We start from the raw sequence: 26,880 nt of genomic DNA, 5'->3' as shown, positions 1-26,880 counted from the left end.
GAGCGGGACGCCGCCCTCGGGGGATGGTGACGTCCCGCTCGCCCCGCGCGCGGACCGCCGCTACAGGAACGTACGGCCCTCGCCCCGATACGTCGGCACGGTCGCCGGCACCGAGTCGCCCTCGACGAGGTGCAGCGCGTCGAACCGCTCGCACAGCTCACCGGCCTTGGCGTGCCGGAACCACACCTTGTCGCCGATCAGCAGATCGTCGGCCGGCGAGCCGAGCAGCGGCGTCTGCACCTCGCCGGGCCCCTCCTGGGGGTCGTACCGCAGCCCCTCCGGCAGGTACGGCACCGGCAGCCGGTCGGGCCCGGCCGCACCCGAGGCCGGATAGCCGCCCCCGAGGACGGTCACCACCCCGACCCCCGGCCGGCGCACCACGGGCTGGGCGAACAGCGCGGCCGGACGCCCGCTGAAGGACGTGTAGTTGTCGAACAGCCGCGGGACGTACAGCCCCGACCCGGCCCCGATCTCGGTGACGCAGTCCTCGGCGGCGGTGTGCTGCACACTGCCGGTCCCGCCACCGTTGACGAACTCCAGCCCCGGCGCCACGGCCCGCACCGCCCGCACCACCTCGGCCCGCCGCTCGGCGAGCTCCCGGCGCGCGGCGGCCTGCATCAGCCGTATGGCACGCGACCGCAGCGGCCGCCCCGCCACCGCGTCCCCGACTCCCGCGATGTGTCCCTCGTACGCCATGATCCCGACGAGCTCGAACCCCGGCCGCCGCGCGACGACCCGGGCCATGTCGGCGACCTGGGCCGGGGAGTGCAGCGGCGAACGCCGGGCGCCGACCCGCACGCGCCCGCCGAGCAGCTTCAGCGAGGTGTCCAACTCCAGGCAGACCCGCACCACTTCCCGGCCACCGTCGCGTGCGTCGTCGATGAACCGGAGCTGTGCCGGATCGTCGATCATCACGGTGACGGCGGAGGCGAGCTTGGGATCACCGGCCAGCTCGGCGAACCCGGCACGGTCGGCGGACGGGTAGGCGAGCAGGACGTCGTCGAACCCGGAGCGCGCCAGCCACAGGGACTCGGCCAGCGTGAAGGACATGATCCCCGCGAACCCGTCCTTCGCGAGCACGCGCTCCAGCAGGGCCCGGCAGCGGACGGACTTGCTGGCGACACGGATCGGCTTCCCGCCGGCGCGGCGGAGCAAATCGTCCGCGTTGGCGTCGAAGGCGTCCAGGTCCACGATCGCGAGAGGGGCTTCGAGATGGGCGGTGGCCCGGTCGTAACGGGCCCGGTCGGCGGCGCGCGCAGTCATGAACGCAGCCTGCCAGACGGGATTACCGCAGGGTAGGGGGACGTTCCGGGCAGATTTACGCGGGGTCGTGGACTGGTTCCCGTTCCCCCTGCATCAACCCGTAGAGTGACGCGCACGCATGGGTGGAACGCCCACGGCCGCTCGGGCGCGCCGGGATGACGCTCCGCCCGTGCGGGTATGCGTGCCTGGTCGGACGATTCCGCGCCGGGCAGGGCAGCCGGGACACAGAACGACGGCCTGCGTACGAGAGCGGGCCCGGACATGAGGAAACGGGGGGGTGGATGAGCACGGAAGCGCGCCGCGCCCCCATCCCTCCGCGCCCCGCGACACCCCCACCGCCCGCCGTCCCGCCCCGCCCGACGACACCGCCGAGACCCGCCGACCCGCCGGCCGGCACCACGCAGGGCGAGCAGCCGACCGGCCCGGGCCCGGCGCCGGAGGGATCCGCGCAGGGTGGGCCGGGGGCGATGCCGAACTCCCCGGCGAGCTCCACTCACCCCCCGTCCGGCACATCCAGTGCATCCGACCCGTCGAGTCCGTCCGGAATGTCAGGTACGTCGCCCCACACCCCCCACCTGCGCGTCCCGGCCTCCGGAGACGACGCCTCCATGCCTCCGCCACCGCCCCGGGCCTCGGCGCGCTTCCCGGACGCCCCGCCCACCGCAGGGCTCGCCGAGAGCGGCGGATCGCCCCGCCAGGAACCCGCCGGGCAGCCGGCGCCCAACGGCATACCGCCCCGCCAGGCCGAGCGGCCCTCGACGCCGCGCCGTACGGGCGCCCCCGCCGAGACCGCCGCGGAGACCACCTTCCGGCTCCGGCCGATCCTCTCCGGCTCCTCGCCCGAGTCCGACACCCGGCCGCCCTCGGCGCGCGGTTCCGCCGACGTGCCGTCCCGGCCGGGCGGCGCGCCCATGCCGGGTTCCATCGGCGTGCCTCCTCAGGCGGGCACGTCGACCGCGCAGGGAGCGTCCGGCGCGCCTCCCCGGCCGGGCAGCGGGCCTGCGCAGGGCTCCACCGCCATGCCTCCGCCGCCGGCCACCCGTCCCGGCCCGGCACCCGCCGACCCCACTCGCCGTCCCGCTTCCGCCCCGCCGCCCCCGCGGCCCGCCGTATCGGTCCCGCTCCCTCCCGAGCGTGAGCCGGGGGCCGGGCACGCGCCGGCGGGCAGCGGATACGGTGCCGCCGCACCCTCAGGGCCCGCGCCCGCCCACGTTCCGGGGCAGTCCACGAACGGCCGCGGCTCCACCTCCTTCGCCCCGGACCCGTCCCTCTCCTGGAGCGCCCCCATGGCGCCGGGCGGTGCCCCGGGCGCCGGGCGGCCCCACGTGTCGTTCGGGGAGCCCGAGGGCTACGACGAACGGGCACGACCGCGGCCCCTCCTCGGGGTGCGGATCCGGCCCCGGCTCGCCGCGGCCGCCGCCTGTGTCGTACTCGGGCTCGGCCTCATCGGCGGGGCCGTGACCGGGAGTTGGCTGGTCGGGGAGTCCGGCGACGACGGAGCGCAGGACACCTTCGCCGCCGCCGGCGGTCTGTGGCACAGCGTCCCCGTGGACCAGCTGTTCCCGCGCACCGTGCTCGGCAAGGGCGCCGGACCAGGCGGCGCCGACCGGACCTGGACGCGGATCGCCGTGGCCCCGGACAGCGGCTGTGCGAACGCCTTCGACCCGTTGCTGCGCAAGGCCCTCGCCCCCGTCGGCTGCGAGCGACTCCTGCGCGCCACCTACATCGACGCCACCGAGAGCTACGTCACCACCGTCGGCCTGCTCTTCACCACGGCCGACGCGGCCGCCATGCGCTCGCTCGACAGCCGGTTCGCCAAAGAGGACCTGGACCGCCGCGCGGACCTCATGCCGCGCCCCTACGCCGTCAAGGGCACCCTGGCCGCCGGATTCGGCGACGAGCAGCGCGCCTCCTGGACCGTCTCCGTCCTCACCGACGCCCCCGTCGTCGTGTACGCCGTCTCAGGCTGGGCCGACGACCGCACCGTCGACGAGCCCGAGCCCGCCGACGAGGCCATGCGGTCCGGCACCACCACGGCCGTGGCCCAGGCCGGCCTCGGCCACGAGGCAAAGGGCCTCGCCGACCGCGTCGAACGCGCCCTGCGTAAGAACGTCGGCCCGACCACGGAGCAGTCGTGATGAGGACCGGAACGAGCAGCGTGGCAACCACGGCCCCCCGAACCGGCGGCGCCATGAAGACCTTCACGATCCGCCGGACCGGCCCCGTCGCCGTCCTCCTCGGCGCCTGCCTCGCCCTCCTGCCGCCCACCGCCGCGCACGCCGACTCGATACGCGCCCGGCAGTGGGCCCTGGACGCCATGCACACCCAGGAGGCCTGGCAGACCACCAAGGGCGCCGGCATCACCGTCGCCGTCCTCGACACCGGCGTCGAGGACGACCACCCCGACCTGGCCGGCAACGTCCTCGAAGGCAAGGACATGGTCGGCTTCGGCGCCGAGCGCGGCGATCGCCCCTGGGCCCGGCACGGCACCGCCATGGCCGGCATCATCGCCGGTCACGGACATGGCGTGGGCAAGGGCGACGGCGTCATGGGCATCGCCCCCGAGGCCAAGATCCTCCCCGTCCGCGTCATCCTGGAGGACGGCGACCCCGCCCGCGCCAAGGCCCGCAGCACCCGCGGCAACGCCCTCGCCGAAGGCATCCGCTGGGCCGCCGACCACGGCGCCGACGTCATCAACCTCTCCCTCGGCGACGACTCCAAGTCCGCCCACCCCGAGGCCGGCGAGGACGAGGCCGTCCAGTACGCCCTGAAGAAGGGCGCGGTCGTCGTCGCCTCCGCGGGCAACGGCGGCGACAAGGGCGACCACATCTCCTACCCGGCCGCCTACCCGGGCGTCATCGCCGCGACCGCCGTCGACCGCTACGGCACCCGCGCCTCCTTCTCCACCCGCCGCTGGTACGCGACGGTCAGCGCCCCCGGCGTCGACGTCGTCATCGCCGACCCCGACCACAAGTACTACGAGGGCTGGGGCACCAGCGCCGCGGCCGCCTTCGTCTCCGGAGCGGTGGCCCTGATCAAGGCCGCGCACCCCGGTCTGACCCCGGCCCAGATCAAGAAGCTCCTCGAGGACACGGCCCGCGACGCCCCCGCCGACGGCCGCGACGACTCCCGCGGCTACGGCTTCATCGACCCGGCGGCCGCCATCGAGAAGGCCGAGACCCTCAAGCCGAAGGGCCTGCAGCCGGCGGCGTACGGCGAGGAGTACTTCGGCCCGGGCCCCGAGGCCGCCAAGTCCGACGACGACGCGACGAACTGGACCGCCGTCCTCGCGGGCAGCGCCGGCGGCCTCCTGCTGATCGGGGCGATCGCAGTGCTGCGCGGCCGCCGCGGACGGTTCCACTTCTGAGACCCGCGCGTGCAGCGGTCCACTGCCGTGCTCATCGGCACAGACACGCCCTACGCGTACACAGGGAAGGACGCCTGGAAGGCCAGCCGGTGGTCGGCTCCGTCGCCGATGTGGCCGAGGAGGTCGTCGAGCGCCAGGTACTCCTCCCAGCGCTGCCTGCCCGTCGCCCGGGCCAGCCGTGAGATGACGAGGTCTTCGAGCTCGGGGACCCGCTTGTTCTTCCAGACCTTGTCCGCCGTGCTCACCAGCAGGTCTTCGAGTGTGGCAGCGGGATCCGCCCAGGAGGCGTGGGTGCCGGCGAAGCGGGCGAGTTCCGGGCCGAACCCGTGGGCCGACAGCAGGTGCCTCCCCGCCTCTTCATGACAGGAGCCGGGACCCGACAACTCGGCGATGTGCACCGTCTTGCCGATGTCGTGCGTGGCCGCTCCGAACAGGACGGCCTCGCGGTCGACGGCGAGCTCGGGATACCGACGCTCCACCCAATCGACCAGCTGAACCGCCACGTCGTGCACCGCACGCAGATGGGCGGCCAACCGCGGCGGGGCGTCGAGAGAGCGAAGAAGATCGGCCACGGGCGCCGGGAGCGGTCCGAGGGGCGGGTCGACGGGGTCGTTCAGGGCTCGGGACAGAACGTCTGATGGCGCCACCGGGACAGGTTACTGATGCGCGAACTGACGGACGACGGGAATTGCGGCGGCGTCCGGGAGCGCCGGAGCGGCCACGACGATGCCGTGGCGGCTACGACGATGCCGTGGCGGGCACCGAAGCGGCCCCGGACGCCGGCGCGTCCTGCCCGGCGAACACCGACACCGCCGCCACCGCCGCCGCCTCGACCAGCGAAATCCCCTGCGCCTGCGTCGCGTTGCCGTCCGACAGCGCGGCCACCAGGTAGTCGTGGCCGTCGACCGTCACCCGGCCGACGCTGTTGATGTCCCACAGCCCGGTCGCCGTACGCGGCAGCCAGCCGTTCTTCAGCGCCCACGAGGAGCCGTCGGCCGCGGCCGACACCCCCCACCGCTGGCCCACGGCGATCTGCCCCATCAGCCCGCGCAGATACGCCCGGGAGGCATCGCTCAACTCCGAGTCCTCCCCGAACACCTGCCGCAACAGGGTGACTTGATCGGTGGCGGTGGTCTGCGTCAGCCCCCAGAGCATTCCGTCGCCGCCCTCGGTCCCGGTGAGGCCGAGGCGCTCGTTCGCGGCGTCCAGCCCCGCCGCCTTCCCGATCCTGCGCCACAGCTCCGACGCCGAGGCGTTGTCGCTGCTCTCGATCATCGCGGTCGCATACGACTGCTCCGCCGCCGTCAGCCGCCGTCCCTCGTCCTGAGCCTGCAACAGCAGCGCCGCCAGGATGTCGACCTTGACGATGCTGGCCGTGTCGAAGCTCCCGTCCCCGTACGAGGCGCTCGCACCGGACTCCGGGTCCAGCACCGCCACCGCCACCTCGACCCCGTCCGGGACGTCCACCGCCTCCATGGCCGCCGCCAGCAGCTCGTCGTGATCCACCGTCGGCTGCACCACAGGTTCCACCGAAGCCTCCCCGCTCACTGCGACCGGCGCCGAGGACGAGGGCGAGGCCGTCGGCGACGCCGCCGACGATACGGCCCTGCCCCCGGAGTGCGCCTGCGCGGTCACGTACACGGTTCCCGTGGCCGTACCGCCGAGGACGGTCACGGCGGCGAGGGCGCCGTACAGCAGGCCGCGTCGGGAGGGGCGAGCGCGACGGCTTCGGCGGGCTCCGGAGGACTCCATGCCCGCGATCGTGAGGGCGCCGTCTGTGCGTACCGTTAGACGGACGTTAGATCTGTGTCAGAGAAACGGAGATTGCCGGGAGCCGTGTCACGGCACGGTTAACGGGGCCGCACAAGCGCAGCAGCATCCCCCCGATAGGGTCGGTGACCGTGGCGAACAAGAACATTCCCGACTCTCCCTTCTCCGACGACGACGGCACCGCCGACCCCCGGCTGAGCGCCGCGCTCGCCGCCTGGGCCGAGGACCGCACCGCCGAGGGGCCCGTCCTGGCCGCACTCAAGGACGCCCGGCTGCTCGTCCCCGTCGTGGCCGTGCTCGGCGAGGTCGAGGAGGACGAGAACGGGCTGCGCCGCGAGAAGACCAGTGACATGGCCGTCCCCACCCTGAAGGCCGGCGACCGCACCGCCCTGCCCGCCTTCACGTCCACCGACTCCCTCGCCCGCTGGGACCCGGCGGCCCGCCCCGTCGCCGTACCCCTGCACCAAGCCCTGCAGGCCGCCGTCCACGAGAAGGCGGACACGATCGTCCTGGACATGGCCGGTCCGGTGCCGTACGAGCTGACGGGACGCGCGCTGCTCGCGCTCTCCGAGGGGCGTACGACGACGGATCCGCTGGCCGACCCGGCCGTACGGCAGGCGGTTCGCGCCGCGGTGGCCGCGGAGCCCGCCGTGCTGCTCGCCCACCTCGGGCCCGGGCAGGCCGACGGCACGCTGGCCCTCGTCCTGGACGAGTCCGCCGTACCCGCCCAGGCCGCCCGCGCGGTCGCCGAGCGGCTCGCCGCCGACGACACACTGAGGGCCCGCCTGGTGCGCGGTCTCGACCTGGCGTTGCTGCCGGCCGGGACCACGCCTCCGGGCGAGCCCCTGTTCGTACGAGCCTGATCAGTCGTCGCCGCGAGGGTGACTAGCCGTAGACCGGGCCGGTGTACTTCTCGCCCGGTCCCTGCCCCGGCTCGTCCGGGACGATCGACGCCTCGCGGAACGCCAGCTGCAGCGACTTCAGCCCGTCGCGCAGCGGTGCCGCGTGGAACGAGCTGATCTCGGTCGTGCTCGCGTCCAGCAGCCCGGCGAGGGCGTGCACCAGCTTGCGGGCCTCGTCCAGGTCCTTGTGCTTGTCGCCCTCCTCGGTCAGACCGAGTTTCACGGCGGCGGCGCTCATCAGGTTGACGGCGACCGTCACGATCACCTCGACCGCCGGGACCTCGGCGATGTCACGGGTCATGGCGTCGAAGTCGGTCGCGCCGGGGGTCTCGGGGGTGTCCGAGGGGGAGGTGTCACTCATGCCTCACACGATAGGCCCCGGTACACGCCGGTTAGCGCCACCCTCGGGATGCTGCTAACCTTGTGTAACGACCGGCTGGACACTTATGTGTCGAGCCCACAAGTGGAGGCTCCGATCTCCCACCTGACCGTCCCCCGGGACGGCGGGTCACCCCGGTCAGGCGGCCACCATCGTTCCGTACGGACGATGGAGTCGCCCGAAATCGTGCCCCGCGATCATCGCGGCGGTGCTCCGGTAGTGTTTTGGAGCCCCGCCTGTGATCGTCCGGGGCATTTTTTGTGCTTCGGCGCGGTTAGGTCTTACTGAACGAGAGACATACGCGGCTGTCCGCCAGACCGCCGTGTGGTGCTAACCGAGGAGGATCCATCAGCGCCGAGCCCCGCATCAACGACCGGATTCGCGTTCCCGAGGTGCGACTTGTCGGTCCCAGTGGCGAGCAGGTGGGCATCGTCCCGCTGGCCAAGGCACTGGAGCTTGCCCAGGAGTACGACCTCGACCTCGTCGAGGTAGCGGCGAACGCCCGTCCGCCCGTGTGCAAGCTCATGGACTACGGGAAGTTCAAGTACGAGTCGGCCATGAAGGCCCGTGAGGCGCGCAAGAACCAGGCGCACACGGTCATCAAGGAGATGAAGCTCCGGCCGAAGATCGACCCGCACGACTATGACACCAAGAAGGGTCACGTCGTCCGGTTCCTCAAGCAGGGCGACAAGGTCAAGATCACGATCATGTTCCGTGGTCGCGAGCAGTCCCGGCCCGAGCTGGGCTACCGACTGCTGCAGCGTCTCGCGGAGGACGTCCAGGACCTCGGCTTCGTGGAGTCGAACCCGAAGCAGGACGGCCGCAACATGATCATGGTTCTCGGTCCGCACAAGAAGAAGACCGAGGCGATGGCCGAGGCCCGCCAGGCGCAGGAAGCCCGCAAGGCAGAAGCGAAGGCCAACCCCGGCAAGTCGCAGAACGCCGCGGAGGCCGAGGGCGCCGTGGAGACCGAGGCACCTGCCGAGGCTTCCGCCGAGGCGTGATCCCGGGGGACACCAGTCCCCAGGACGTAACCGATACAAGAGCGACGTTCCACCGTGCCCGGTTTTACGACCGGGCATCGGAACGCCATCTACGAGGAGAGAACGGCGCTATGCCGAAGAACAAGTCGCACAGCGGTGCCAGCAAGCGCTTCAAGGTCACCGGCTCCGGCAAGGTGCTCCGTGAGCGCGCCGGCAAGCGCCACCTGCTCGAGCACAAGTCGTCCCGCGTGACGCGTCGCCTCACCGGCAACGCCGAGATGGCCCCGGGCGACGCCGCGAAGATCAAGAAGCTTCTCGGCAAGTGACGTGAGCGGCGCCTCGACCGAGCGCCGTACGTCTGGACCGGGACCCAATCGATTCCGGGCCGTGTGAGTCCAACCACGGCCCCGCTACAAGGAGTTAAAAAGTGGCACGCGTCAAGCGGGCAGTCAACGCCCACAAGAAGCGCCGGGCGATCCTCGAGCAGGCTTCCGGCTACCGCGGTCAGCGTTCGCGCCTGTACCGCAAGGCCAAGGAGCAGGTCACCCACTCGCTGGTCTACAACTACAACGACCGCAAGAAGCGCAAGGGTGACTTCCGCCAGCTGTGGATCCAGCGCATCAACGCCGCTGCCCGCGCCAACGGCATCACGTACAACCGCTTCATCCAGGGTCTGAAGGCCGCGAACGTCGAGGTCGACCGCAAGATCCTGGCCGAGCTGGCCGTCAACGACGCGAACGCGTTCGCCGCGCTCGTCGAGGTCGCGCAGAAGGCGCTGCCGTCGGACGTCAACGCCCCGAAGGCCGCCTGACGCTCCAACGGCTCCAGGCCGACGTGACTGAAGGGACCCGCAGGCCGAGGAGGCTTGCGGGTCCTGTTGTGTCCGTGAACTTCAGAACACCAAGGTGAACCCCATGCCCGTCAGCCCCGAGCTGATCTCCCCCCGTTCCCCCCGCGTCCTGGCCGCCCGGCGGCTCGCCAAGCGGAACTTCCGGGGGAAGGAGCGGCTGTTTCTCGCGGAGGGGCCGCAGGCGGTGCGGGAGGCGGCGGCGTACGGGTCCACGCTCGTGGAGCTGTTCACGACCGTCGAGGCCGCGGAGCGGTACGCCGACATCATCGGCGAGGCCCGGGCCGCGGGCGCCCGCGTGCACCTCGCCGACGAGCAGGTGATCGCCGACATCTCCACCACGGTCACACCGCAGGGGCTCGTCGGGATCTGCCGGTTCGTCGACACGCCCTTCGACGAGATCCTCGCCGACCGGCCCAGGCTCGTCGCCGTGCTCGCGCATGTGCGGGACCCCGGCAACGCCGGGACCGTGCTGCGGTGCGCCGACGCCGCCGGTGCCGAGGCCGTCGTACTGACCGACGCGTCCGTGGATCTCTACAACCCCAAGGCCGTACGGGCCTCGGTCGGATCGCTGTTCCACCTTCCCGTCGCCGTCGGGGTGCCCGTCGAGCGGGCCGTTGAGGGGCTCAAGGAGGCCGGCGTGCGCATCCTGGCCGCCGACGGGGCGGGGACGGACGATCTCGACGACGAGCTCGACAAGGGGACCATGGGCGGGCCGACCGCCTGGATCTTCGGGAACGAGGCCTGGGGGCTTCCGGAGGAGACGCGCGCGCTGGCCGACGCCGTCGTGCGCGTGCCGATCCACGGGAAGGCCGAGAGCCTGAACCTCGCCACCGCCGCCGCCGTATGTCTCTATGCGTCGGCCCGTGCACAGCGCGCCTCCGGAGGGTGCCGCACCGTCACCGAGAGCTAGTAGGGTGACCAGCTCGGGGGCCCCTCAGCCGTTGTGAGAGGTGGGGTACGGGGATGAGTGTCGGCACGGGCAGCGCACCGGGGGCACGGGAGGTGCGGCAGCCGTCAACGGCCCGGTCCGGTGATCCCGCCGATTTCGGCATCGATCCCGACGACCTGCCCGACGGCCTCGTCGTCGCCGACGAGCACGGGCACGTCATCTGCTTCAACGCCGCCGCCGAGCGCATCACCGCCGTCCCCGCCGCCGACGCCCTCGGGCAGCGCCTGGCGAAGGCCCTGCCGTTAGAGGACCTTGAGGGGCGGCGCTGGTGGCAGGTGACCGATCCGTACGGCGGGCTCGCCATCAGGCGCCGACAGCCTGAGCGCAACCTGCTCCTGCCCGGCGGCCGGGAGGTGCTCGTCTCGGTGCGCTACGTCCGTGCCGAGCCGACCGGGCCCGTCCGCCGCGTCGTGGTCTCCCTGCGCGACACAGAGGCCCGCCGCCGCACCGAGCGCAGTCACGCCGAGCTGATCGCCACCGTCGCGCACGAGCTGCGTTCTCCGCTCACCTCGGTCAAGGGCTTCACCGCCACGCTCCTCGCCAAGTGGGAGAGGTTCACCGACGACCAGAAGCGGCTGATGCTGGAGACCGTCGACGCCGACGCCGACCGGGTCACCCGGCTCATCGCCGAGCTGCTCGACATCTCCCGGATCGACAGCGGGCGCCTGGAGGTACGCCGCCAGCCCGTCGACATCGGCGCGGCCGTGGGACGGCACATCCAGGCGTACGTCGCCGCCGGCCAGGTCGCCGACCGCTTCCTGCTGCGTGTCGAGCAGCCGCTGCCCGACCTGTGGGCCGACCCCGACAAGGTCGACCAGGTGCTCAGCAACCTCATCGAAAATGCCGTGCGGCACGGCGACGGAACGGTCACCATTGACATCACGGCCACGACGTCCCCACGTGAGGGGGAGGACGTCGGCACGTCGGTCACGGTGAGCGACGAGGGGCCCGGCATCCCGGAGGAATCCATGAACCGCGTCTTCACCCGCTTCTGGCGGGGCAGCAAGCGCGGCGGCACGGGCCTCGGGCTCTACATCGTCAAGGGCATCGTCGAGGCCCACGGCGGCGCCATCGAGGTCGGCCGCGCCCCCGGCGGCGGCGCGCAGTTCCGATTTACGTTGCCCGTGGCGGCACCCGCGTATCTCACCTGAGATCCGGACCGAGCCCCACGGGCGCATTCGCATTCCTCAACCCCGTTAGACTCGGCCTTTGGCACCTTTGTGTCCCAAAAACCGTGACGATCTGTCCACGAGTCGGTACGGGGACCTTCAGCCAGCCAATCGGAAGCACGGGAAGAGATGTCGGCACCGAATAAGTCGTACGACCCTGTAGAGGTCGAGGCCTTGAAACCGGAAGAGATCGAGCGCATGCGGGACGAGGCGCTCGCCGCCTTCGCCGCCGCGGACTCCCTCGACGCGCTCCAGGAGGCCAAGGTCGCCCACACCGGCGGCACCTCCCCGCTGGCCCTCGCCAACCGCGAGATCGGCGCCCTGCCCCCGCACGCCAAGGCCGCCGCCGGCAAGCTCGTCGGCCAGGCCCGCGGCGCCGTGAACAAGGCGCTCGGTGCCCGCCAGGGCGAGCTGGAGGCCGAGCGGGACCAGCGCGTCCTGGTCGAGGAGGCAGTGGACGTCACACTGCCCTACGACCGCGTGCCGCCCGGCGCCCGCCACCCGCTCACCACGCTCTCCGAGCGCATCGAGGACATCTTCGTGGCCATGGGCTACGAGGTCGCCGAGGGCCCGCAGGTCGAGGCCGAGTGGTTCAACTTCGACGCGCTGAACATCGGCCCGGACCACCCCGCGCGCGGCGAGGCCGACACCTTCTTCGTGCAGGGCCCGGACGGCGGCACCGAGTCCGGCGTCGTCCTGCGCACCCACACCTCGCCCGTGCAGATCCGCTCCCTGCTCAACCGTGAGCTGCCGGTCTACGTGATCTGTCCCGGCCGCGTGTACCGCACCGACGAGCTGGACGCCACGCACACCCCGGTCTTCCACCAGGTCGAGCTGCTCGCGGTCGACGAGGGCCTGACCATGGCCGACCTCAAGGGCACCCTGGACCACATGGTCCAGTCCCTCTTCGGCGAGGGCATGAAGACCCGGCTGCGGCCCAACTTCTTCCCGTTCACCGAGCCGTCCGCCGAGATGGACATGGTGTGCTACGTCTGCCGCGGCGAGTCCGTCGGCAACCCCGACCGCCCCTGCCGTACCTGCTCCTCCGAGGGCTGGATCGAGCTCGGCGGCTGCGGCATGGTCAACCCCAAGGTGCTGACCGCCTGCGGCGTCGACCCGGAGAAGTACAGCGGGTTCGCCTTCGGGTTCGGTATCGAGCGGATGCTGATGTTCCGCCACAACGTCGAAGACATGCGAGACATGGTCGAGGGTGACGTCCGGTTCACCCGGCCGTTCGGGATGGAGATCTGATGCGGGTCCCGCTTTCTTGGCTGCGGGAGTACGTCGACCTGCCGGCGACCGAAACCGGCCGTGACGTCCAGGCCAAGCTCATCGCCGCCGGTCTCGAGGTGGAGACCGTCGAGCAGCTCGGCGAGGGCCTCAAGGGCCCGCTCGTCGTCGGCCAGGTGCTGACCATCGAGGAGCTGACGGAGTTCAAGAAGCCGATCCGCTTCTGCACCGTCGACGTCGGCCAGGCCAACGGCACCGGCGAGCCCCAGGAACTCATCTGCGGCGCCCGCAACTTCCAGGTCGGCGACAAGGTCGTCGTGGTCCTCCCCGGCGCCGTGCTGCCCGGCGGCTTCGCGATCGCCGCGCGCAAGACCTACGGCCGCGTCTCGCACGGCATGATCTGCTCCACCAGCGAGCTGGGGATGGGCGACGACGGCACGCACGGCATCATCGTGCTGCCGCCGGAGACCGAGGTCGGCAAGGACGCCATCGAGCTCCTGGAGCTGGTCGACGAGGTCCTGGACATCGCCGTCACCGCCAACCGCGGCGACTGCCTGTCCATCCGCGGCGTCGCCCGCGAGACCGCCATCGCCTACGGCATCCCGCTGCGCGACCCGGCCCTGCTCGACGTGCCCGGCCCGAACGCCTTCGGCTACCCCGTGCAGGTCTCGGACCCGATCGGCTGCGACCGCTTCACCGCCCGTACGGTGACCGGCCTGAGCCCCGAGGCGCGCTCCCCGATCTGGCTGCAGCGCCGTCTGCAGAAGGTCGGCATGCGCCCGATCTCGCTCGCCGTCGACGTCACCAACTACGTGATGATGGAGCTCGGCCAGCCGCTGCACGCCTACGACCGCAGCCTGGTCCAGGGCACGATCGGCGTGCGCCGGGCCGAGGAGGGCGAGAAGCTCGTCACCCTCGACGGCGTGGAGCGCAAGCTGCACGCCGAGGACCTGGTCATCACCGACGAGCGCGGCCCGATCGGCCTCGCGGGCGTCATGGGCGGCGCCAACACGGAGATCGCCGACCACGACGACGTCGAGAACGCGTCCACCGATGTCGTCATCGAGGCCGCCCACTTCGACCAGGTCGCCATCGCGCGCACCGCCCGCCGCCACAAGCTGTCCTCGGAGGCGTCCCGCCGCTTCGAGCGCGGCGTCGACCCGGCCGCGGCAGCCGCTGCCGCACAGCGGACGGTGGACCTGCTGGTGCTGCTGGCCGGTGGTACGGCCGAGGCCGGCGTCACCGAGGTCGCCACGCCCTCCGGGCCGCACACCATCACCAGCCCGGCCGACCACCCGGACAAGGTCGCGGGCGTCGAGTACGGCCGCGAGACCGTCGTACGGCGACTGCAGGAGATCGGCTGCGACGTGTACGGGCAGGACGAGCTGATCGTCACCGTGCCGTCCTGGCGGCCCGACCTGCTGGAGCCGAACGACCTGGCCGAAGAGGTCATCCGGCTGGAGGGCTACGAGAACCTGCCCTCCACGCTGCCGAAGCCGCCGTCCGGCCGTGGTCTGACCCACCGTCAGCGCCTGCACCGCCGGGTCGGCCGCGCGCTGGCCGGCGCCGGTTACGTCGAGGCGCCGAACTACCCCTTCGTCAGCGAGCAGGTCTTCGACCAGCTCGGACTGGACGCCGACGACCCGGCCCGCCGCGTCGTCAAGCTGGTCAACCCGCTCAACGACGAGGAGCCCGCGCTGCGCACGTCACTGCTGCCGGGGCTGCTCGGCGCGCTGCGGCGCAACGACGGGCGGGGCTCGCACGATCTGGCCCTGTTCGAGACCGGCCTGGTCTTCCAGCCGCGCGCGGAGCAGAGCGTCGCCGGGCACCTGCCCGTCGACCGTCGCCCGACCGACGAGGAGATCGCCGCGCTGAACGCCGTGCTGCCCGAGCAGCCGCGCCACGTGGCCGTCGTCCTCGCCGGGGCGCGGGAGCAGGCCGGCTGGTGGGGCGACGGCCGTCCGGCCGGGTGGTCCGACGCGGTCGAGGCGGCCCGGGTCGTCGCGCGGGAAGCAGGCGCCGAGCTGATCGTGCGGGGCGGGCAGTACGGGCCGTGGCACCCGGGGCGGTGCGCCGAGCTGGCGATCACCGTCGACGGTGCCCAGCGCGTCGTCGGTCACGCCGGTGAGCTGCACCCGCGGGTGCTCAAGGCGCTGGGCCTTCCTGCGCGCACCTGCGCGATGGAGCTGGACCTGGACGCGCTGGAGCAGGTCGGGGACGGTACGCCTCAGGCGCCGAGCATCTCCACCTTCCCGGTGGCCACGCAGGATGTCGCCCTTGTGGTGGACAAGCCGGTGCCGGCCGCGGAGGTCGAGGCGGCGCTGCGTGCGGGGGCGGGTGAACTTCTTGAGGGGATCCGGCTGTTCGACGTGTACGAGAACGAGGACCAGCTGGGCGACGGGAAGAAGTCGCTGGCGTACGCGCTCCGCTTCCGCGCGGGCGATCGGACGCTGACCGTCGACGAGGCTTCGGCTGCCAGGGACGCTGCGGTTGCCCTGGCGGGCGAGCGTACGGGTGCGGTTTTGCGGGGGTAGTGCGCCCACGGGGCGGGGGACTGCGATCGGCGGGCGGCCGCGGGTTGTCCGTGGTTGCTCGCGCAGTTCCCTGCGCCCCTGAAGGGGTGCGTTGCGGTCACCTCACTCAATAGGGTGACTTCTCCGGGTGACCTGGTACTTCCGGGCCATCTCTCGACAGAATCGGACCGGCCTTTCGGGGTCGGTCCGATTCTGCGTTGTCAGGGCCTTTTGGGGGGCCATCGGCATGTTCCGCATCAAGGCTCGGGTTCCCCCGAAAGTGCTGGCGATGGGCCTGCCCGTCGCACGGGGCGCGATGGCGATCACGTACAAGCTGGCCTGCCCGCTCGCCCAGGAGGACGGTTTCGGTGCCCGGGTCGTCACCAGCGCCGTCTTCTTCGCCGTGGGGACCGGACTGATCCTGCATGTCCGGCAGGCACTGCTGCGTGAGCTCCGGCAGGTCCGCAAGGTCGCCGGGGCCGCGCAGAACGCGCTGCTGCGGCCGTTGCCCGCGCGCATCGACGGGCTGAACGTCGCCGCCGCCCAGCTCTCCGCGGATCGCAGTGCTTGTGTCGGGGGTGACCTGTACGAGGTCGTCGCCACCGAGCACGGGGTACGGGCAGTGATGGGCGACGTACGCGGCCATGGCATCGCCGCCATCGGCACGGTGGCCGCCCTCCTCGGCAGCTTCCGCGAGGCGGTCCACGACGAACCCGATCTCGGCCAGGTGCTGCGCAGGCTGGATCGGGCCCTGGCCCGGCACCTGCGCGAGCGGGCACGCGACGAGCACCCCGCCTCCGGCGTAGAGCCCGACACCCCGGTCGCCGAGGAGTTCGTCACCGTCCTGCTGCTGGAGATCGGACGTGACGGCGAGATGAAAGCCCTCAACTGCGGCCATCCCTGGCCGTATCTGCTGACGGAGGGAGACGTGGAGCCCGTCGCCCGCGCTGATCCGCTGCCACCCCTCGGCCCGTTCCCGCTCCCGCCCGACCTCACCCCGCTGCCCTGCGGCGCCCTGCTCCCCGGCGACTCCCTGGTCCTGTACACGGACGGAGTCGAGGACGCGAGGGACGCGCGCGGCCGGTTCTTTTCCCTGCAGGCGGCGCTCACCGGCGCCGTACACGACCAGCCCGTCACACCGCAATCGATACTGCGTACCCTCTTCACCGCCCTCCTCCGCCACACAAGAGGACACCCGGCGGACGACATAGCGCTACTGGTCCTACGGAACGACAGAACCCACGTCCAGTGCAGCGCCCCGTCAGGGGCGCGAGGAACTGCGCGGCCAGCCACAACAAACCCGCAGCCGACCAACCACCTTTAGAGCAACGGCGTTCAGTCGCACCGCCACGCCGGCGCGGCGACGCCGTCCGCCCCGCCACGGAGTGTCGGGCAGGCAGCTGGGCGGACGGCGCGGATGCGGGCCGCCGCACTGTACGAGGGGGAGCCGGCGGCCCGGCCGGCCTCTTGCGAGGCATTTCAGTCAACTGGATGGAAACTCTCCGCAACAGCGCGCGCACCCTACGGATTCGGGCACTCCGTTCACACCCCGTGTGAACCGGTTCGCACTACTCTGTCGGCACCGAGCCACCCGGGGGGCATATATGCAGCCCAACACTCTGCTCGACGCGATCCTGGACGAGGCCGGGATCTCGCACGCGGGGCTGGCAGCACACGTGAACCAGGCGGGGCGGGCGCGTGGGCTCGCGCTGAGATACGAACACACCGCCGTCGCACGGTGGTTGAAGGGCCAGCGGCCACGGGGTCAGGTGCCCGACCTGATCTGCGAGGTGCTCGCCGCCCGGCTGCACCGTACCGTCACGCTCGACGACATCGGCCTGGGTGTGCCCGGTGAACCGTCCACCGCGCATGCCACCTCGCTGTCCGGCTTCGTGGAGCGGGCCACCGCGTTGTGGCGCTCCGACGAGCAGCAGCGGCCCCACATCCTGGGAGCGCCCGCGGTCACGGGAACACCTGCCGTGATGCCCGTGTGGGAGTGGGAGAACCCGCCCGAGGACGTGGACGTCTCGCGTGGTGGGAGGCATCGGGTCACCCCCGGCGACATCGAGATGCTGCGCGCGGCCCGCACGCACTACGAGCAGATGTACCGGAAGGCGGGCGGCATAGCGACCCGCACCCGGATCGTGGGGTTCCTGAACGCCGAGGCCGCCCCGCTGCTGCGCGGCAGCTACACCGATGCCACGGGGCGTCAACTGCACCGCGCCACCGGTGGGTTGGTGGCGGTGGCCGGCATCTGCGCGTACGACTCCGACGCGCACGGGCTCGCCCAGCGCTACTTCCATCAGGCACTGCGGCTCGCGAAGGCCAGCGGGGACCGGGGGCTGGGCGCGTATGTGATCGCGCTGCTGGTCAACCAGTCGCTGTTCATGCGGGAGTTCCGGCAGGCCGTCGCCTTCGCGGAGGCCGCGCTGCGGGCCGCCGGCAAGCACATCACCCCGGCGCTCGCCTCTGACCTGTACGCGATGCAGGCGAAGGCGTACGCCCACCTCGGCGACGGCACGAGCGCCCTGTCCTGCATCCGGCGTGCCGAGCAGGCCGCCGATCGCATCCACCGCGGATACGAACCCGACGAAACGGGCTATGTCCAGCCCGGACTCGTCAACGTCCAGGTGGCGGAGGCGCTGCTGAGTCTCGGGGAGCTGGCGGCGGCGGGGGAGCACGCCGCGGCCGCCGTCGACAATCCCGCCCACGACCGGGGCCGGGTGCACCGGCTGGCCATGCTCAGCACGATCGAGCTGCGTCAGGGCAACGCCGACAAGGCGGTGGCCACAGCGGTGCAGATGGCCGAGCAGGCGCGGGGAATGGAGTCCCAGCGCCTGCGCGACAGACTCCGGGCCGTGCGGGAACACCTGGTGCGAAGCGGCTCCGCGGGCACCGCCGAGGCCGCCGAACTCATCGACGGAGCACTGCGCGTACCGCTTTAGGCCCGTGCAAGCCGGTACTCGAGAGCACCGACACCTCATAGTCCCTGCTGCGATATTGCCACTTACTCGACGGAAGGTGGCAGAACCGTGCAGTGGACGAAACAGAACGAACAAACTGTGTATGAAAACCGCTGGTTCACCGTCAATCTGGCAGATGTGGAGCTGCCGGACGGTCGGCATCTGGACCACTTCCTCATACGGCTGCGGCCGGTCGCCGTGGCCACGGTGGTCAACGAGGCCAATGAGGTCCTCCTCCTGTGGCGCCACCGTTTCATCACCGACAGCTGGGGGTGGGAACTCGCGGCGGGCGTCGTCGAGGACGGCGAGGACATCGTCCGCGCGGCCGCCAGGGAGCTCGAGGAGGAGACCGGCTGGCGGCCGGGACCCCTGCACCACCTCATGAGCGTGGAGCCCTCCAACGGGCTCACCGACGCCCGGCACCACATTTACTGGGCCGACGAGGGCGAGTACGTCGGGCATCCCGTGGACGACTTCGAGTCGGACCGCCGGGAATGGGTCCCTCTGAAGCTCGTCCCCGACATGGTCGCCCGTGGGGAGGTCCCGGCCGCCAACATGGCGGCCGCGTTACTGATGCTGCACCAGCTCAGGCTGGGTCAGGACGGCTAGTGCCCGACCGCCTGCCAGATCGCCACGACGAGAGCACCCACGGCGGTGAGGGCGGCGACCGCGGGCAGCGGCCAGCGCGCGTGTTCCAGTGTGTTGATCCGGGTGTTCAGCTCGTCGAGTTCCTTCGCGGTCTCCTCGGTGCGGTGCGTGAGCAGAGCCAGCCCGCCCTCCACGCGGGCGTAGGCGACGTCGAGTCGGCGTCGTAACTCTGCGAGTTCTCCAGATACGACGGGATGCTCGGGATCGGCGGTCACTTGTCCGCTCCTTTCCGTAGTCGTCTCGAATCCCTGGCATGCGCAGGAAAAGTGAACTCGCCTGGTGGACGCATGGGGAGAGTGTGCGAGGGGCATATGCGAGCCCGGAGCGCACACGGTGTGTGAATGCCGCGGGCCCGGCACCTGCTCGGTGCCGGGCCCGTGTACTTGGCCGGAATCTGACCGTCTGTAATCGGCCGTTCCCGCGCTCTGTGGTCAGGCGTAGGTGTAGAAGCCCGAGCCGGACTTACGGCCCAGCCGGCCCGCGTCGACCATGCGCAGGAGCAGCGGGGGAGCGGCGTACAGCGGCTCCTTGAACTCGTCGTACATGCTCTGCGCCACGGAGGCGACGGTGTCAAGGCCGATCAGGTCGGACAGCTTCAGCGGTCCCATCGGGTGGGCGCAGCCCAGCTCCATGCCGTTGTCGATGTCCTCGCGGCTGGCGATGCCCGACTCGAACATCCGGATCGCGGAGAGGAGGTAGGGGATCAGCAGCGCGTTGACCACGAAGCCGGAGCGGTCCTGGGCGCGGATGGCGTGCTTGCCCAGCAGCTTCTCGGCGAAGGCCTGGGCGCGGGCGATCGTGCCCTCGGAGGTGGTGAGGGCCGGGATCAGCTCGACGAGCTTCTGCACCGGGGCCGGGTTGAAGAAGTGGACGCCGATGACCTGGTCGGGGCGCGAGGTGGCGACCGCCAGCTTCACCAGCGGGATCGAGGAGGTGTTGGAGGCCAGGATGGCGTCCGGACGGGTCACGACCTGGTCGAGGACCTGGAAGATCTCGGTCTTCACCTGCTCGTTCTCGACGACGGCCTCGATCACCAGATCGCGGTCGGCGAACTCGCCCAGGTCGGTGGTGAAGGACAGCCGCGCCTGCGTGGTGTCCCGCTCCTCCTCGCTGATCTTGCCGCGCTCGGCGGCCTTGGCCAGGGAGTTGTGCAGCCGGGTGCGGCCGATCTCCAGGGCCTCGCCGGTGGTCTCGGCGACCTTCACGTCCAGGCCGGAACGGGCGCACACCTCGGCGATGCCCGCTCCCATCTGGCCGCAGCCCACCACACCGACGCGTGCAATATCTCCGGAGATGCCGGTCACATCGTCCCCTTCGCTGGTCCACGACTGCGGCAGGTCGCCGTTGTTCGACGCCTGCTCCAAACCTGCACGTTACCTTCGGCGAAGTTTGATCGATCGTTCGGGTGCCTCATGAAAAGCTGGCGCGGGCGCGATCCGGTACGTACGGATCTGCTGCGGGGTGGGCCTTTGACCACGGCACACGGAGGTACGAAGAGATGCTGCACCGGAAGTCACGGCTGTCACGACGGGCCTTCACGGCGACCGCCCTGTCGGCACTCGTGGCGGCAGGCGGCGCGATGGCGGCGGGTTCCGCCCTGGCGCGCGGGTCGGAGCCGGGCCGGCGGCGGGCGGTCCGGGAGATGCGCGGCGTGTGGGTGGCGACCGTGACGAACCGGGACTGGCCCTCCAAGCCGGGCCTGACCGCGGACGAGCAGTGCGACGAGCTGATCGCTCACCTGGACCGGGCGGTCGAGCACCGCCTGAACACGGTGATCCTCCAGGTACGGCCCACGGCCGACGCCCTGTGGCCCTCGCCGTACGAGCCGTGGTCGCAGGTCCTCACCGGTACGCAGGGCAAGGACCCCGGCTGGGATCCGCTCGGCACCGCCGTCCGGGAGGCCCACGCCCGTGATCTCCAGTTGCATGCCTGGTTCAACCCGTACCGCATCGCCAACCACACGGACCCCACCAGGCTGGTCGAATCGCACCCCGCCCGACAGAACCCGGAGTGGGTGGTGACGTACGGCGGCAAGCTCTACTACAACCCGGGGCTGCCCGCGGTGCGCACCTTCGTGCAGAAGGCGATGCTCGACGCGGTGGAGAAGTACCAGATCGACGGGGTCCACTTCGACGACTACTTCTACCCCTATCCGGTGGCGGGCCAGACCTTCGACGACACCGACGCCTACGACCGCTACGGCGGCGGTTTCGCGACGCGGGCCGCCTGGCGGCGGGACAACATCGACAAGCTGGTCATCGAGATGGCGGCCGGCATCCGGCGCATCCGGCCCACCACGCAGTTCGGCATCAGCCCGTTCGGCGTGTGGCGCAACGCCGCCACCGACCCCCTCGGCTCCGACTCACGAGCGGGCGTGCAGACGTACGACGATCTCCACGCGGACACCCGCAAGTGGGTCCGCGAGGGCTGGATCGACTACATCTGCCCGCAGCTGTACTGGAACATCGGCCTCGCCGCCGCCGACTACGCCAAGCTCGTGCCCTGGTGGGCGGAGGTGGCGCGGGGCAGCAGGACACAGCTGTACATCGGCGAGGCCCTGTACAAGGCCGGTGATCCGGCGCAGCCCGCTGCCTGGCAGGAGCGGGCCGAGCTGTCCCGGCACCTCACCCTGGCCAAGAAGCACCCGGAAGCGCACGGCCACGTCTTCTTCGCCGCGAAGGACGTGGCCACGGACCGGATCGGGGCCATGGCGCAGGTCGTCGACGACCACTACGGGCAGCCGGCCATGACCCCGCGCTGATCTGCTCGTCGAGCTACCTCGCGCTGTTCTTGTGACGGATCTCGGTGTCGGGGCCGGGGGAGCACAGACCCTCGTGCCCGTCCTCGAAACGGACGCGGTACGGGGGGTTGCCCTCCTGGCCCAGGATTTCGACGATCTCGCCGACCTTGTCGTGTTGCCCGACCACCCTGCCGTGCTGGACAAGCTGGTCGCCCACGGTTGCACGCATCTGTTGGGCCTCCTCACCAGGTGCGGGAGCAGCGGTCCGTGGCCTTGAGTCTACGGCGTGGAGCGGTGGTTGGAAGTGGGTCGTACGGGCCCGCTCAGCCACGCGCCCGCTGGGTCACGGCGATGCACACGAGCACTGCCGCGGCCGTCAGCGGGGCGGCCACTGTCAGGTGCTCGCCCAGCAGCAGCACCGACCACACCAGTGTGAGCAGGGGCTGGGCCAACTGCAACTGGCTGGCCTTCGGGATGCCGATGGCCGCCATGCCCCGGTACCAGACGACCAGGCCGATGAACTGCGAGCCCGCCGCGACCCAGAGCAGTCCGGTCACGCCGTGCCAGTTCAGGTGGACGGGCTCGTACGACAGGGCGACCGCGGCGGCCGGGACGCTGAGCGGCAGGCACAGCACCAGCGCCCAGCCGATCACCTGCCAGCCCGGCATCACCCGGGCCAGCCGGCCGCCCTCGGTGTAGCCGGCCGCGCACACCAGCAGCGCCCCGAAGAGGTACAGGTCTGCCGTGCTCAGCGCGCCGCCGCTCTGCTGCACGGTGAAGGCGGCCACCGCGGCCGCTCCGACGAGCGCAGCCGTCCAGAAGGTGCGCGAGGGGCGGGTGCCGATGCGCAGGGCCGAGAACAGGGCGGTGGTCAGCGGGAGCAGGCCGACCACGACGGCGGCGTGCGCGGTGGTGGACGTCTGCAGCGCGAGCGTGCTGAAGAGGGGGAAGCCGACCACCACTCCGGCGGCGACCACCGCGAGGCCCGCCCGGTGCCGGCGGGCGGGGAGCGGCACGCGCAGGGCGATCAGGCAGCCGCCCGCGACGAGGGCGGCGAGCACGCAGCGCACGGCGACCAGGGACCAGGGGCCGAAACCCTCCAGGCCCCAGGCGGTGGCGGGGAACGTGAGGGAGAAGGCCGCCACACCGAGAGCGGCCTGCAGGGTGCCGCCGAGGGTCTTCCTGGCCGGGACGCCCGACGAGGGCGAGGCGACCGGGGTGGTGACTGCTATCGGGTTCGAGGTGATAGCGCTATTCTCGGTTCTCATGCAAGAGCGTAGCAGTGTCGGTGAACTGGCAGGTCGGCTGCGGCAGGAGCTGGACCGCTACTCTCCTGGTGGAAAGCTCCCGTCGAGCCGGGCCCTCGTCGAGCGGTTCCGGGTGAGCCCGGTGACCGTCTCCCGCGCCCTCGCGCAACTGGCCGCCGAGGGGCTGGTGGTGACCCGGCCGGGTGCCGGAGCGTTCCGCGCCGAACCTCGTACGCAGGCCTCTCCCGTCGGGGACACCTCCTGGCAGGAGGTGGCGCTCAGCGCGGACGCCGCAGCGGAGCTCGTGCCGCGCTCGGTGGACGCCTCGGGGGTGCTGGCCTCGCTCACCGCCCCGCCGCCCGGCGTGATCGAGTTCAACGGCGGCTATCTGCACCAGTCGTTGCAGCCGGAGCGGGCGATGGCCGCCGCGCTGTCGCGGGCGAGCCGCCGGCCCGGGGCGTGGGGGAGGCCGCCCATGGAGGGGCTGCCGGAGCTGCGGGAGTGGTTCGCGCGCGGTATCGGCGGGCCGGGCGGTGCTGTCACGGCCGCGGAGGTGCTGATCACCGCGGGCGGCCAGTCGGCGCTGACGACCGCGCTGCGGGCGCTCGCTCCGCCGGGTGCGCCGGTGCTGGTCGAGTCGCCGACGTACCCCGGCATGCTGGCGATCGCCCGCGCGGCCGGCCTGCGCCCGATCCCGGTCCCGGTCGACCCGGACGGTGTCCGGCCGTCGCTGCTCGCCGACGCCTTCCGGGCGACCGGGGCCAGGGTGTTCGTCTGCCAGCCGCTGTTCCAGAACCCGACCGGCGCGATGCTCGCCCCCGAGCGGCGCGCCGAGGTGCTGCGCATCGCGCACGAGGCCGGGGCCTTCGTCATCGAGGACGACTTCGTCCGACGGCTGGTGCACGAGGACGCGGGGCCGCTGCCGCGTCCGCTGGCCGCCGACGATCCCGACGGCGTCGTCGTCCACGTCAGCTCGCTGACCAAGGCCACCTCGCCGAGCTTCCGGCTGAGCGCGCTCGCGGCCAGGGGCCCGGTGCTGGAGCGGCTGCGCGCCATCCAGGTCGTCGACACCTTCTTCGTGCCCCGGCCCCTGCAGGAGGCCGCGCTCGAACTCGTCGGCTCGCCCGCCTGGCCGCGTCATCTGCGGGCGATCTCCGCCGAGTTGAAGTCCCGCCGCGACACGATGACGGCCGCCCTGCGCCTCGACCTCCCCGAACTCGCCCTCCCGCACATCCCGTCCGGCGGCTACCACCTGTGGCTCCGCCTCCCCGACGGCGCCGACGAGGCGGCCCTGACCTCCGCCGCCCTGCGCGCGGGCGTCGCGATCACCCCTGGCCGCCCGTACTTCAGCGCGGAGCCTCCGGCCGGGCACCTGCGGTTGAGCTTCGCGGCGGCGGCGGGGATCGGGGAGATCACGGAGGGGGTACGGCGGCTGCGGGCCGCCTGTGACGAGGTGCTCTAGCCGTGGGGTACCGGGGCGACACCGCAGGTGAACTCGGCCGACGCGAACAGCTCCGGGGTCAGGCGTATGCCGGTGATGCGGTGGGCGAGGGCGAAGGAGGCGCCGGTCAGGCCCTCGTAGTCCCGCTCGTCGTCCTCGTCGTGCTCGATCAGGTCGAAGCCCGACGCCCGCATTTCCTCCAGGAGTTCGTCGGGACGGGTGCCCTCGCGGTAGTGGGCGAAGAGCGGCTCGAAGTGCAGGCGCAGCTCGCCGTCCTCGTACCAGCAGAAATGGTCCACCGCGTTGACGTTGAGGAAGTGGGAGACCACCGTGCGGCCGCGTGAGAGGGGGATCATGGCCTCGTTCGTGACGCCGAGGTAGCCGTTGAACTCGACCATGAGGGACCAGTCGCCGACCGAGGTCGCCCCGACGAACAGCCGGTACGCCCCGCGATCGTCGTACGAGGGCTCGCACAGGCCGTCGACGCCGGTGATCCGTGGCCCGGGCTCGGCTGCCAGTTCGCGGAGCAGTTCCTCGGGGGTCAGTCCGCGGACCAGCGTGACGCAGTACGCCTGCATCAGGTTCTCGTACCGCTCCTCCAGCCAGGCGTAGTCCGCGGCGGTCGTCGTCCCAGTCATGCCCGCAGCATCGCACCCGCCACTGACAACGCCCCGCCCTCGGGGAAATCCGCTCGACGCCCGCGCGCTCGCCCTGCGAATCTCGCCGCATGACCGACACCCCGCCCCTCGCCGAGGGCTACGAGATCTCCGCCGACCCCGACCGCGTCGACGCCGAGCGCGTGCACCGGTGGCTGTCCACCGACGCGTACTGGGCGATCGGGAGGGCGCGGGAGAAGCAGGACGGGGCGATCGAGGGGTCGCTGAACTTCGGGGTGTACGAGACGGTTTCGGGGGAGCAGGTGGCCTATGCCCGGGTCGTCACCGACCGGGCGACCTTCGCGTGGCTGTGCGACGTGTACGTCGAACCGTCGGTGCGCGGCAAGGGGATCGGGACGGCGCTCGTCGGGGGCGTACGCGAGCACCTGCGGCCGTACGGCATCAAGCGCATGCTGCTCGCCACGCACGACGCGCACGGGGTCTACGAGAAGCTCGGGTTCGCGCCGCTGGAGCGGCCGGATCAGTGGATGGCGCTGTACTTCTAGCGCAGCCGCCGGCGGAACTGTCCTTCCGACGGCACTGCTTGAACTTCCAACAGCTCTGTTTTCGGGCGACTTGTCCGCCTGATCCTGACCCCGCAGTAAGGTGTCGTCCACCCTCGGTGACTCCTCCACAACACCCCTTGACCTGCGCACTTTCACGACACACCATCGCCGCATGCCACTTCGGGTCACGTTCGTCGCCGCCGCGCGCAGCTCACCGCTGCTCGCCGAGCGCTTCGAGGACGACCGGCCGCTGGACCAGGCCGGCTGGGACGAGGTGCAGCGCGTCGCGCGCGACCTGCTGCCGCTGGCGGCCGCCGAGCTGCGCTACTGCTCGCCGACCCCGCGCAGTCGCGCGACAGGCGATGCCCTCGGGTATGCCCCGCTGTCGCAACTCGCCCTGCGCGACTGTGACATGGGGCGCTGGCGCGGGCTGACCCTCGGCGAGGCGATGGCCCGGGAGCCGGAGGCGGTGGACGCGTGGCTCGCCGACCCGCGCGGCACGCCGCACGGCGGTGAGTCGCTGCTGGCGTTCATCGGCCGCGTCGGCGCCTGGCTCGACACCCGGCCCGTGGAGGACGGCGGCCGTATCGTCGCCGTGGCCGAACCGTCGGTGATCCGCGCCGCCCTGGTGTACGCACTGAAGGCGCCGCCCGCCACGTACTGGAACCTCGACGTGCGCCCCCTGTCGGCGACCACCGTGACCGGCCGGGCGGGCCGCTGGAACCTCCGCTTCGACGGGGCGCCGACTCAGCCCTCGCGGGCGTAGCCGGCGTCCACGCGCGCGTAGTCGGTGGTGAGGACGAGGTCCTTGGCCGGGCCGCGCACCCGCCACACCGTCCGCCAGTGGTCCTCGTCCCGGACGGTGAACTCACCTCGGTAGAGGTCGGCCGAGCAGGGATGGTCGGCGATGTGCCGCCCGGAGGTCAGGTCCAGGTCGTGGAAGGGCCGCCCGTCGGCGAAGCGCACGTCCGCGGTGCCCGGTGTCGCACCCGGCAGGAAGCGCAGCGTCCGCTCGGCGGGACGCCCGACGCCCTGCCAGACGAAAGTGCCGGACTCCTCGTGCAGCAGTCCGGTGTCCGGCGGCCCGTCACCCTCCAGGCGGCCGAAAACCGTCGTACCGGAGAACTCCCCTTCATCCCCGCTCGAGAGATCCCGCACGGACCGCTCGACCCGCCAGTGCCCGGCCAGATATGCCAGTGCATCCGGAACCGGCCAGAACTCGCCCATCCGTCCCTCGCCTCCGACCGCTTCCGACACTTTCGATCCCGACCGACCTGTTGACGCTCTCAAATCCCCCTCCCTAT

General features: G+C 71.7%; 26 protein-coding genes and 1 pseudogene. 17 read left to right on the top strand and 10 right to left on the bottom strand.

Going from position 1 to position 26,880, the window contains the following annotated elements:
• Positions 1 to 60 precede the first annotated feature (60 nt).
• Positions 61 to 1,263, bottom strand: coding sequence for an amino acid deaminase/aldolase (locus tag EJ357_RS08915; RefSeq protein WP_126390335.1), 1,203 nt, complete (start codon positions 1,261 to 1,263; stop codon positions 61 to 63).
• Between the two features lie 608 nt (positions 1,264 to 1,871).
• Here EJ357_RS08915 and EJ357_RS08910 point away from each other — a divergent pair.
• Positions 1,872 to 3,401, top strand: a complete 1,530-nt coding sequence (locus EJ357_RS08910; protein WP_407698475.1) for a hypothetical protein — start codon at positions 1,872 to 1,874, stop codon at positions 3,399 to 3,401.
• 53 nt (positions 3,402 to 3,454) lie between these two features.
• A complete protein-coding gene (gene mycP, locus EJ357_RS08905; RefSeq protein ID WP_126399315.1) occupies positions 3,455 to 4,630 on the top strand; it encodes a type VII secretion-associated serine protease mycosin in 1,176 nt (391 codons plus the stop codon).
• A gap of 50 nt (positions 4,631 to 4,680) precedes the next feature.
• Here mycP and EJ357_RS08900 read toward each other — a convergent pair whose 3' ends face one another.
• Both EJ357_RS08900 and EJ357_RS08895 read right to left on the bottom strand, forming a co-directional pair.
• Positions 4,681 to 5,277: an HD domain-containing protein gene (locus EJ357_RS08900; RefSeq protein WP_228473016.1), complete on the bottom strand. Its 597-nt coding sequence runs from the start codon at positions 5,275 to 5,277 to the stop codon at positions 4,681 to 4,683.
• A 91-nt stretch (positions 5,278 to 5,368) separates the two neighbouring features.
• Positions 5,369 to 6,382, bottom strand: a complete 1,014-nt coding sequence (locus EJ357_RS08895) for a serine hydrolase (RefSeq protein ID WP_126390333.1) — start codon at positions 6,380 to 6,382, stop codon at positions 5,369 to 5,371.
• 149 nt (positions 6,383 to 6,531) lie between these two features.
• Here EJ357_RS08895 and EJ357_RS08890 point away from each other — a divergent pair, with 149 nt between their 5' ends.
• Positions 6,532 to 7,263, top strand: a complete 732-nt coding sequence (locus tag EJ357_RS08890; RefSeq protein WP_126390331.1) for an SseB family protein — start codon at positions 6,532 to 6,534, stop codon at positions 7,261 to 7,263.
• 22 nt (positions 7,264 to 7,285) lie between these two features.
• Here EJ357_RS08890 and EJ357_RS08885 read toward each other — a convergent pair whose 3' ends face one another.
• A complete protein-coding gene (locus tag EJ357_RS08885) occupies positions 7,286 to 7,663 on the bottom strand; it encodes a DUF1844 domain-containing protein (RefSeq protein ID WP_126390329.1) in 378 nt (125 codons plus the stop codon).
• Between the two features lie 340 nt (positions 7,664 to 8,003).
• Here EJ357_RS08885 and infC point away from each other — a divergent pair.
• From infC to EJ357_RS08830, 10 genes and pseudogenes are all read left to right on the top strand, one after another.
• Positions 8,004 to 8,685 (top strand): annotated as a pseudogene (infC, locus tag EJ357_RS08875) (translation initiation factor IF-3).
• A 110-nt stretch (positions 8,686 to 8,795) separates the two neighbouring features.
• A complete protein-coding gene (rpmI, locus tag EJ357_RS08870) occupies positions 8,796 to 8,990 on the top strand; it encodes a 50S ribosomal protein L35 (protein ID WP_004933563.1) in 195 nt (64 codons plus the stop codon).
• A gap of 101 nt (positions 8,991 to 9,091) precedes the next feature.
• The gene (gene rplT, locus EJ357_RS08865; protein ID WP_006141703.1) at positions 9,092 to 9,475 is read left to right on the top strand and encodes a 50S ribosomal protein L20; all 384 of its coding nucleotides are present in this window, start codon (positions 9,092 to 9,094) and stop codon (positions 9,473 to 9,475) included.
• A 103-nt stretch (positions 9,476 to 9,578) separates the two neighbouring features.
• Positions 9,579 to 10,424 carry a TrmH family RNA methyltransferase gene (locus tag EJ357_RS08860; protein WP_126390325.1) on the top strand — a complete coding sequence of 282 codons (846 nt, stop codon included), beginning with the start codon at positions 9,579 to 9,581 and terminating at the stop codon, positions 10,422 to 10,424.
• Between the two features lie 53 nt (positions 10,425 to 10,477).
• Positions 10,478 to 11,614, top strand: a complete 1,137-nt coding sequence (locus tag EJ357_RS08855; RefSeq protein WP_126390323.1) for a sensor histidine kinase — start codon at positions 10,478 to 10,480, stop codon at positions 11,612 to 11,614.
• Positions 11,615 to 11,761: 147 nt separating this feature from the next.
• On the top strand, positions 11,762 to 12,883 hold the full coding sequence (gene pheS / locus EJ357_RS08850) for a phenylalanine--tRNA ligase subunit alpha (RefSeq protein WP_126390321.1): 1,122 nt from the start codon (positions 11,762 to 11,764) through the stop codon (positions 12,881 to 12,883).
• The gene (gene pheT, locus EJ357_RS08845; protein ID WP_126390319.1) at positions 12,883 to 15,396 is read left to right on the top strand and encodes a phenylalanine--tRNA ligase subunit beta; all 2,514 of its coding nucleotides are present in this window, start codon (positions 12,883 to 12,885) and stop codon (positions 15,394 to 15,396) included. Before pheS ends, pheT begins: the two co-directional genes overlap by 1 nt.
• 226 nt (positions 15,397 to 15,622) lie before the next feature.
• Positions 15,623 to 16,699 carry a PP2C family protein-serine/threonine phosphatase gene (locus EJ357_RS08840; RefSeq protein WP_126390318.1) on the top strand — a complete coding sequence of 359 codons (1,077 nt, stop codon included), beginning with the start codon at positions 15,623 to 15,625 and terminating at the stop codon, positions 16,697 to 16,699.
• Positions 16,700 to 16,979: 280 nt separating this feature from the next.
• Positions 16,980 to 18,320 (top strand): transcriptional regulator, encoded by a 1,341-nt coding sequence (locus EJ357_RS08835; protein ID WP_126390316.1) that lies wholly within the window; start codon positions 16,980 to 16,982, stop codon positions 18,318 to 18,320.
• An 87-nt stretch (positions 18,321 to 18,407) separates the two neighbouring features.
• Positions 18,408 to 18,947 carry an NUDIX hydrolase gene (locus EJ357_RS08830; RefSeq protein WP_126390314.1) on the top strand — a complete coding sequence of 180 codons (540 nt, stop codon included), beginning with the start codon at positions 18,408 to 18,410 and terminating at the stop codon, positions 18,945 to 18,947.
• On the opposite strand, the gene EJ357_RS08825 is transcribed toward EJ357_RS08830, so the two are convergent.
• Positions 18,944 to 19,201, bottom strand: coding sequence for a hypothetical protein (locus tag EJ357_RS08825; RefSeq protein ID WP_126390312.1), 258 nt, complete (start codon positions 19,199 to 19,201; stop codon positions 18,944 to 18,946). The genes EJ357_RS08830 and EJ357_RS08825 overlap by 4 nt on opposite strands.
• Before the next feature lie 216 nt (positions 19,202 to 19,417).
• Entirely contained in the window at positions 19,418 to 20,290 is an 873-nt protein-coding gene (locus EJ357_RS08820) for a 3-hydroxybutyryl-CoA dehydrogenase (RefSeq protein WP_126399311.1), read from the bottom strand.
• A gap of 194 nt (positions 20,291 to 20,484) precedes the next feature.
• On the opposite strand from EJ357_RS08820, the gene EJ357_RS08815 reads away from it, so the two are divergent.
• Positions 20,485 to 21,747, top strand: a complete 1,263-nt coding sequence (locus tag EJ357_RS08815; protein WP_126390310.1) for a glycoside hydrolase family 10 protein — start codon at positions 20,485 to 20,487, stop codon at positions 21,745 to 21,747.
• A 13-nt stretch (positions 21,748 to 21,760) separates the two neighbouring features.
• Here EJ357_RS08815 and EJ357_RS08810 read toward each other — a convergent pair whose 3' ends face one another.
• Together EJ357_RS08810 and EJ357_RS08805 are read right to left on the bottom strand one after the other, a co-directional pair.
• Complete coding sequence (locus EJ357_RS08810; protein ID WP_126390308.1) at positions 21,761 to 21,955, bottom strand: DUF1918 domain-containing protein; 195 nt, start codon at positions 21,953 to 21,955, stop codon at positions 21,761 to 21,763.
• Positions 21,956 to 22,049: 94 nt separating this feature from the next.
• Positions 22,050 to 22,994 (bottom strand): DMT family transporter, encoded by a 945-nt coding sequence (locus EJ357_RS08805; protein WP_126390306.1) that lies wholly within the window; start codon positions 22,992 to 22,994, stop codon positions 22,050 to 22,052.
• Between EJ357_RS08805 and EJ357_RS08800 the strand changes: the two genes are divergently transcribed.
• Entirely contained in the window at positions 22,993 to 24,435 is a 1,443-nt protein-coding gene (locus EJ357_RS08800; RefSeq protein WP_126390304.1) for an aminotransferase-like domain-containing protein, read from the top strand. The two genes, EJ357_RS08805 and EJ357_RS08800, sit on opposite strands and share 2 nt — an antisense overlap.
• Here EJ357_RS08800 and EJ357_RS08795 read toward each other — a convergent pair.
• Positions 24,432 to 25,052, bottom strand: a complete 621-nt coding sequence (locus tag EJ357_RS08795) for a DUF6461 domain-containing protein (RefSeq protein WP_126390302.1) — start codon at positions 25,050 to 25,052, stop codon at positions 24,432 to 24,434. The genes EJ357_RS08800 and EJ357_RS08795 overlap by 4 nt on opposite strands.
• Positions 25,053 to 25,141: 89 nt before the next feature.
• Here EJ357_RS08795 and EJ357_RS08790 point away from each other — a divergent pair, with 89 nt between their 5' ends.
• The gene (locus EJ357_RS08790) at positions 25,142 to 25,576 is read left to right on the top strand and encodes a GNAT family N-acetyltransferase (RefSeq protein ID WP_126390300.1); all 435 of its coding nucleotides are present in this window, start codon (positions 25,142 to 25,144) and stop codon (positions 25,574 to 25,576) included.
• A 172-nt stretch (positions 25,577 to 25,748) separates the two neighbouring features.
• A complete protein-coding gene (locus tag EJ357_RS08785) occupies positions 25,749 to 26,342 on the top strand; it encodes a histidine phosphatase family protein (RefSeq protein ID WP_126390298.1) in 594 nt (197 codons plus the stop codon).
• Here EJ357_RS08785 and EJ357_RS08780 read toward each other — a convergent pair.
• Positions 26,324 to 26,803, bottom strand: a complete 480-nt coding sequence (locus tag EJ357_RS08780) for a DUF6314 family protein (RefSeq protein ID WP_126390296.1) — start codon at positions 26,801 to 26,803, stop codon at positions 26,324 to 26,326. The two genes, EJ357_RS08785 and EJ357_RS08780, sit on opposite strands and share 19 nt — an antisense overlap.
• Positions 26,804 to 26,880: the final 77 nt, after the last annotated feature.

The organism is Streptomyces cyaneochromogenes, assembly GCF_003963535.1.
GTDB lineage: Bacteria > Actinomycetota > Actinomycetes > Streptomycetales > Streptomycetaceae > Streptomyces > Streptomyces shaanxiensis.
Note: the sequence above shows the minus strand (reverse complement) of the source record. Positions and strands in the feature narration are given on the sequence as shown.

What these genes read in the sequence shown, in the direction of transcription:
- EJ357_RS08860 (WP_126390325.1), top strand. Translation starts at nt 9,579, where the DNA reads ATGCCCGTCAGCCCCGAGCTGATCTCCCCCCGTTCCCCCCGCGTCCTG.
- EJ357_RS08885 (WP_126390329.1), bottom strand. Translation starts at nt 7,663, where the DNA reads ATGAGTGACACCTCCCCCTCGGACACCCCCGAGACCCCCGGCGCGACC.
- EJ357_RS08835 (WP_126390316.1), top strand. Translation starts at nt 16,980, where the DNA reads ATGCAGCCCAACACTCTGCTCGACGCGATCCTGGACGAGGCCGGGATC.
- EJ357_RS08810 (WP_126390308.1), bottom strand. Translation starts at nt 21,955, where the DNA reads ATGCGTGCAACCGTGGGCGACCAGCTTGTCCAGCACGGCAGGGTGGTC.
- EJ357_RS08910 (WP_407698475.1), top strand. Translation starts at nt 1,872, where the DNA reads ATGCCTCCGCCACCGCCCCGGGCCTCGGCGCGCTTCCCGGACGCCCCG.
- mycP (WP_126399315.1), top strand. Translation starts at nt 3,455, where the DNA reads ATGAAGACCTTCACGATCCGCCGGACCGGCCCCGTCGCCGTCCTCCTC.
- pheS (WP_126390321.1), top strand. Translation starts at nt 11,762, where the DNA reads ATGTCGGCACCGAATAAGTCGTACGACCCTGTAGAGGTCGAGGCCTTG.
- EJ357_RS08855 (WP_126390323.1), top strand. Translation starts at nt 10,478, where the DNA reads ATGAGTGTCGGCACGGGCAGCGCACCGGGGGCACGGGAGGTGCGGCAG.
- EJ357_RS08915 (WP_126390335.1), bottom strand. Translation starts at nt 1,263, where the DNA reads ATGACTGCGCGCGCCGCCGACCGGGCCCGTTACGACCGGGCCACCGCC.
- EJ357_RS08785 (WP_126390298.1), top strand. Translation starts at nt 25,749, where the DNA reads ATGCCACTTCGGGTCACGTTCGTCGCCGCCGCGCGCAGCTCACCGCTG.
- EJ357_RS08840 (WP_126390318.1), top strand. Translation starts at nt 15,623, where the DNA reads ATGTTCCGCATCAAGGCTCGGGTTCCCCCGAAAGTGCTGGCGATGGGC.
- rpmI (WP_004933563.1), top strand. Translation starts at nt 8,796, where the DNA reads ATGCCGAAGAACAAGTCGCACAGCGGTGCCAGCAAGCGCTTCAAGGTC.
- EJ357_RS08790 (WP_126390300.1), top strand. Translation starts at nt 25,142, where the DNA reads ATGACCGACACCCCGCCCCTCGCCGAGGGCTACGAGATCTCCGCCGAC.
- EJ357_RS08815 (WP_126390310.1), top strand. Translation starts at nt 20,485, where the DNA reads ATGCTGCACCGGAAGTCACGGCTGTCACGACGGGCCTTCACGGCGACC.
- EJ357_RS08800 (WP_126390304.1), top strand. Translation starts at nt 22,993, where the DNA reads ATGCAAGAGCGTAGCAGTGTCGGTGAACTGGCAGGTCGGCTGCGGCAG.
- pheT (WP_126390319.1), top strand. Translation starts at nt 12,883, where the DNA reads ATGCGGGTCCCGCTTTCTTGGCTGCGGGAGTACGTCGACCTGCCGGCG.
- EJ357_RS08780 (WP_126390296.1), bottom strand. Translation starts at nt 26,803, where the DNA reads ATGGGCGAGTTCTGGCCGGTTCCGGATGCACTGGCATATCTGGCCGGG.
- EJ357_RS08895 (WP_126390333.1), bottom strand. Translation starts at nt 6,382, where the DNA reads ATGGAGTCCTCCGGAGCCCGCCGAAGCCGTCGCGCTCGCCCCTCCCGA.
- EJ357_RS08805 (WP_126390306.1), bottom strand. Translation starts at nt 22,994, where the DNA reads ATGAGAACCGAGAATAGCGCTATCACCTCGAACCCGATAGCAGTCACC.
- EJ357_RS08795 (WP_126390302.1), bottom strand. Translation starts at nt 25,052, where the DNA reads ATGACTGGGACGACGACCGCCGCGGACTACGCCTGGCTGGAGGAGCGG.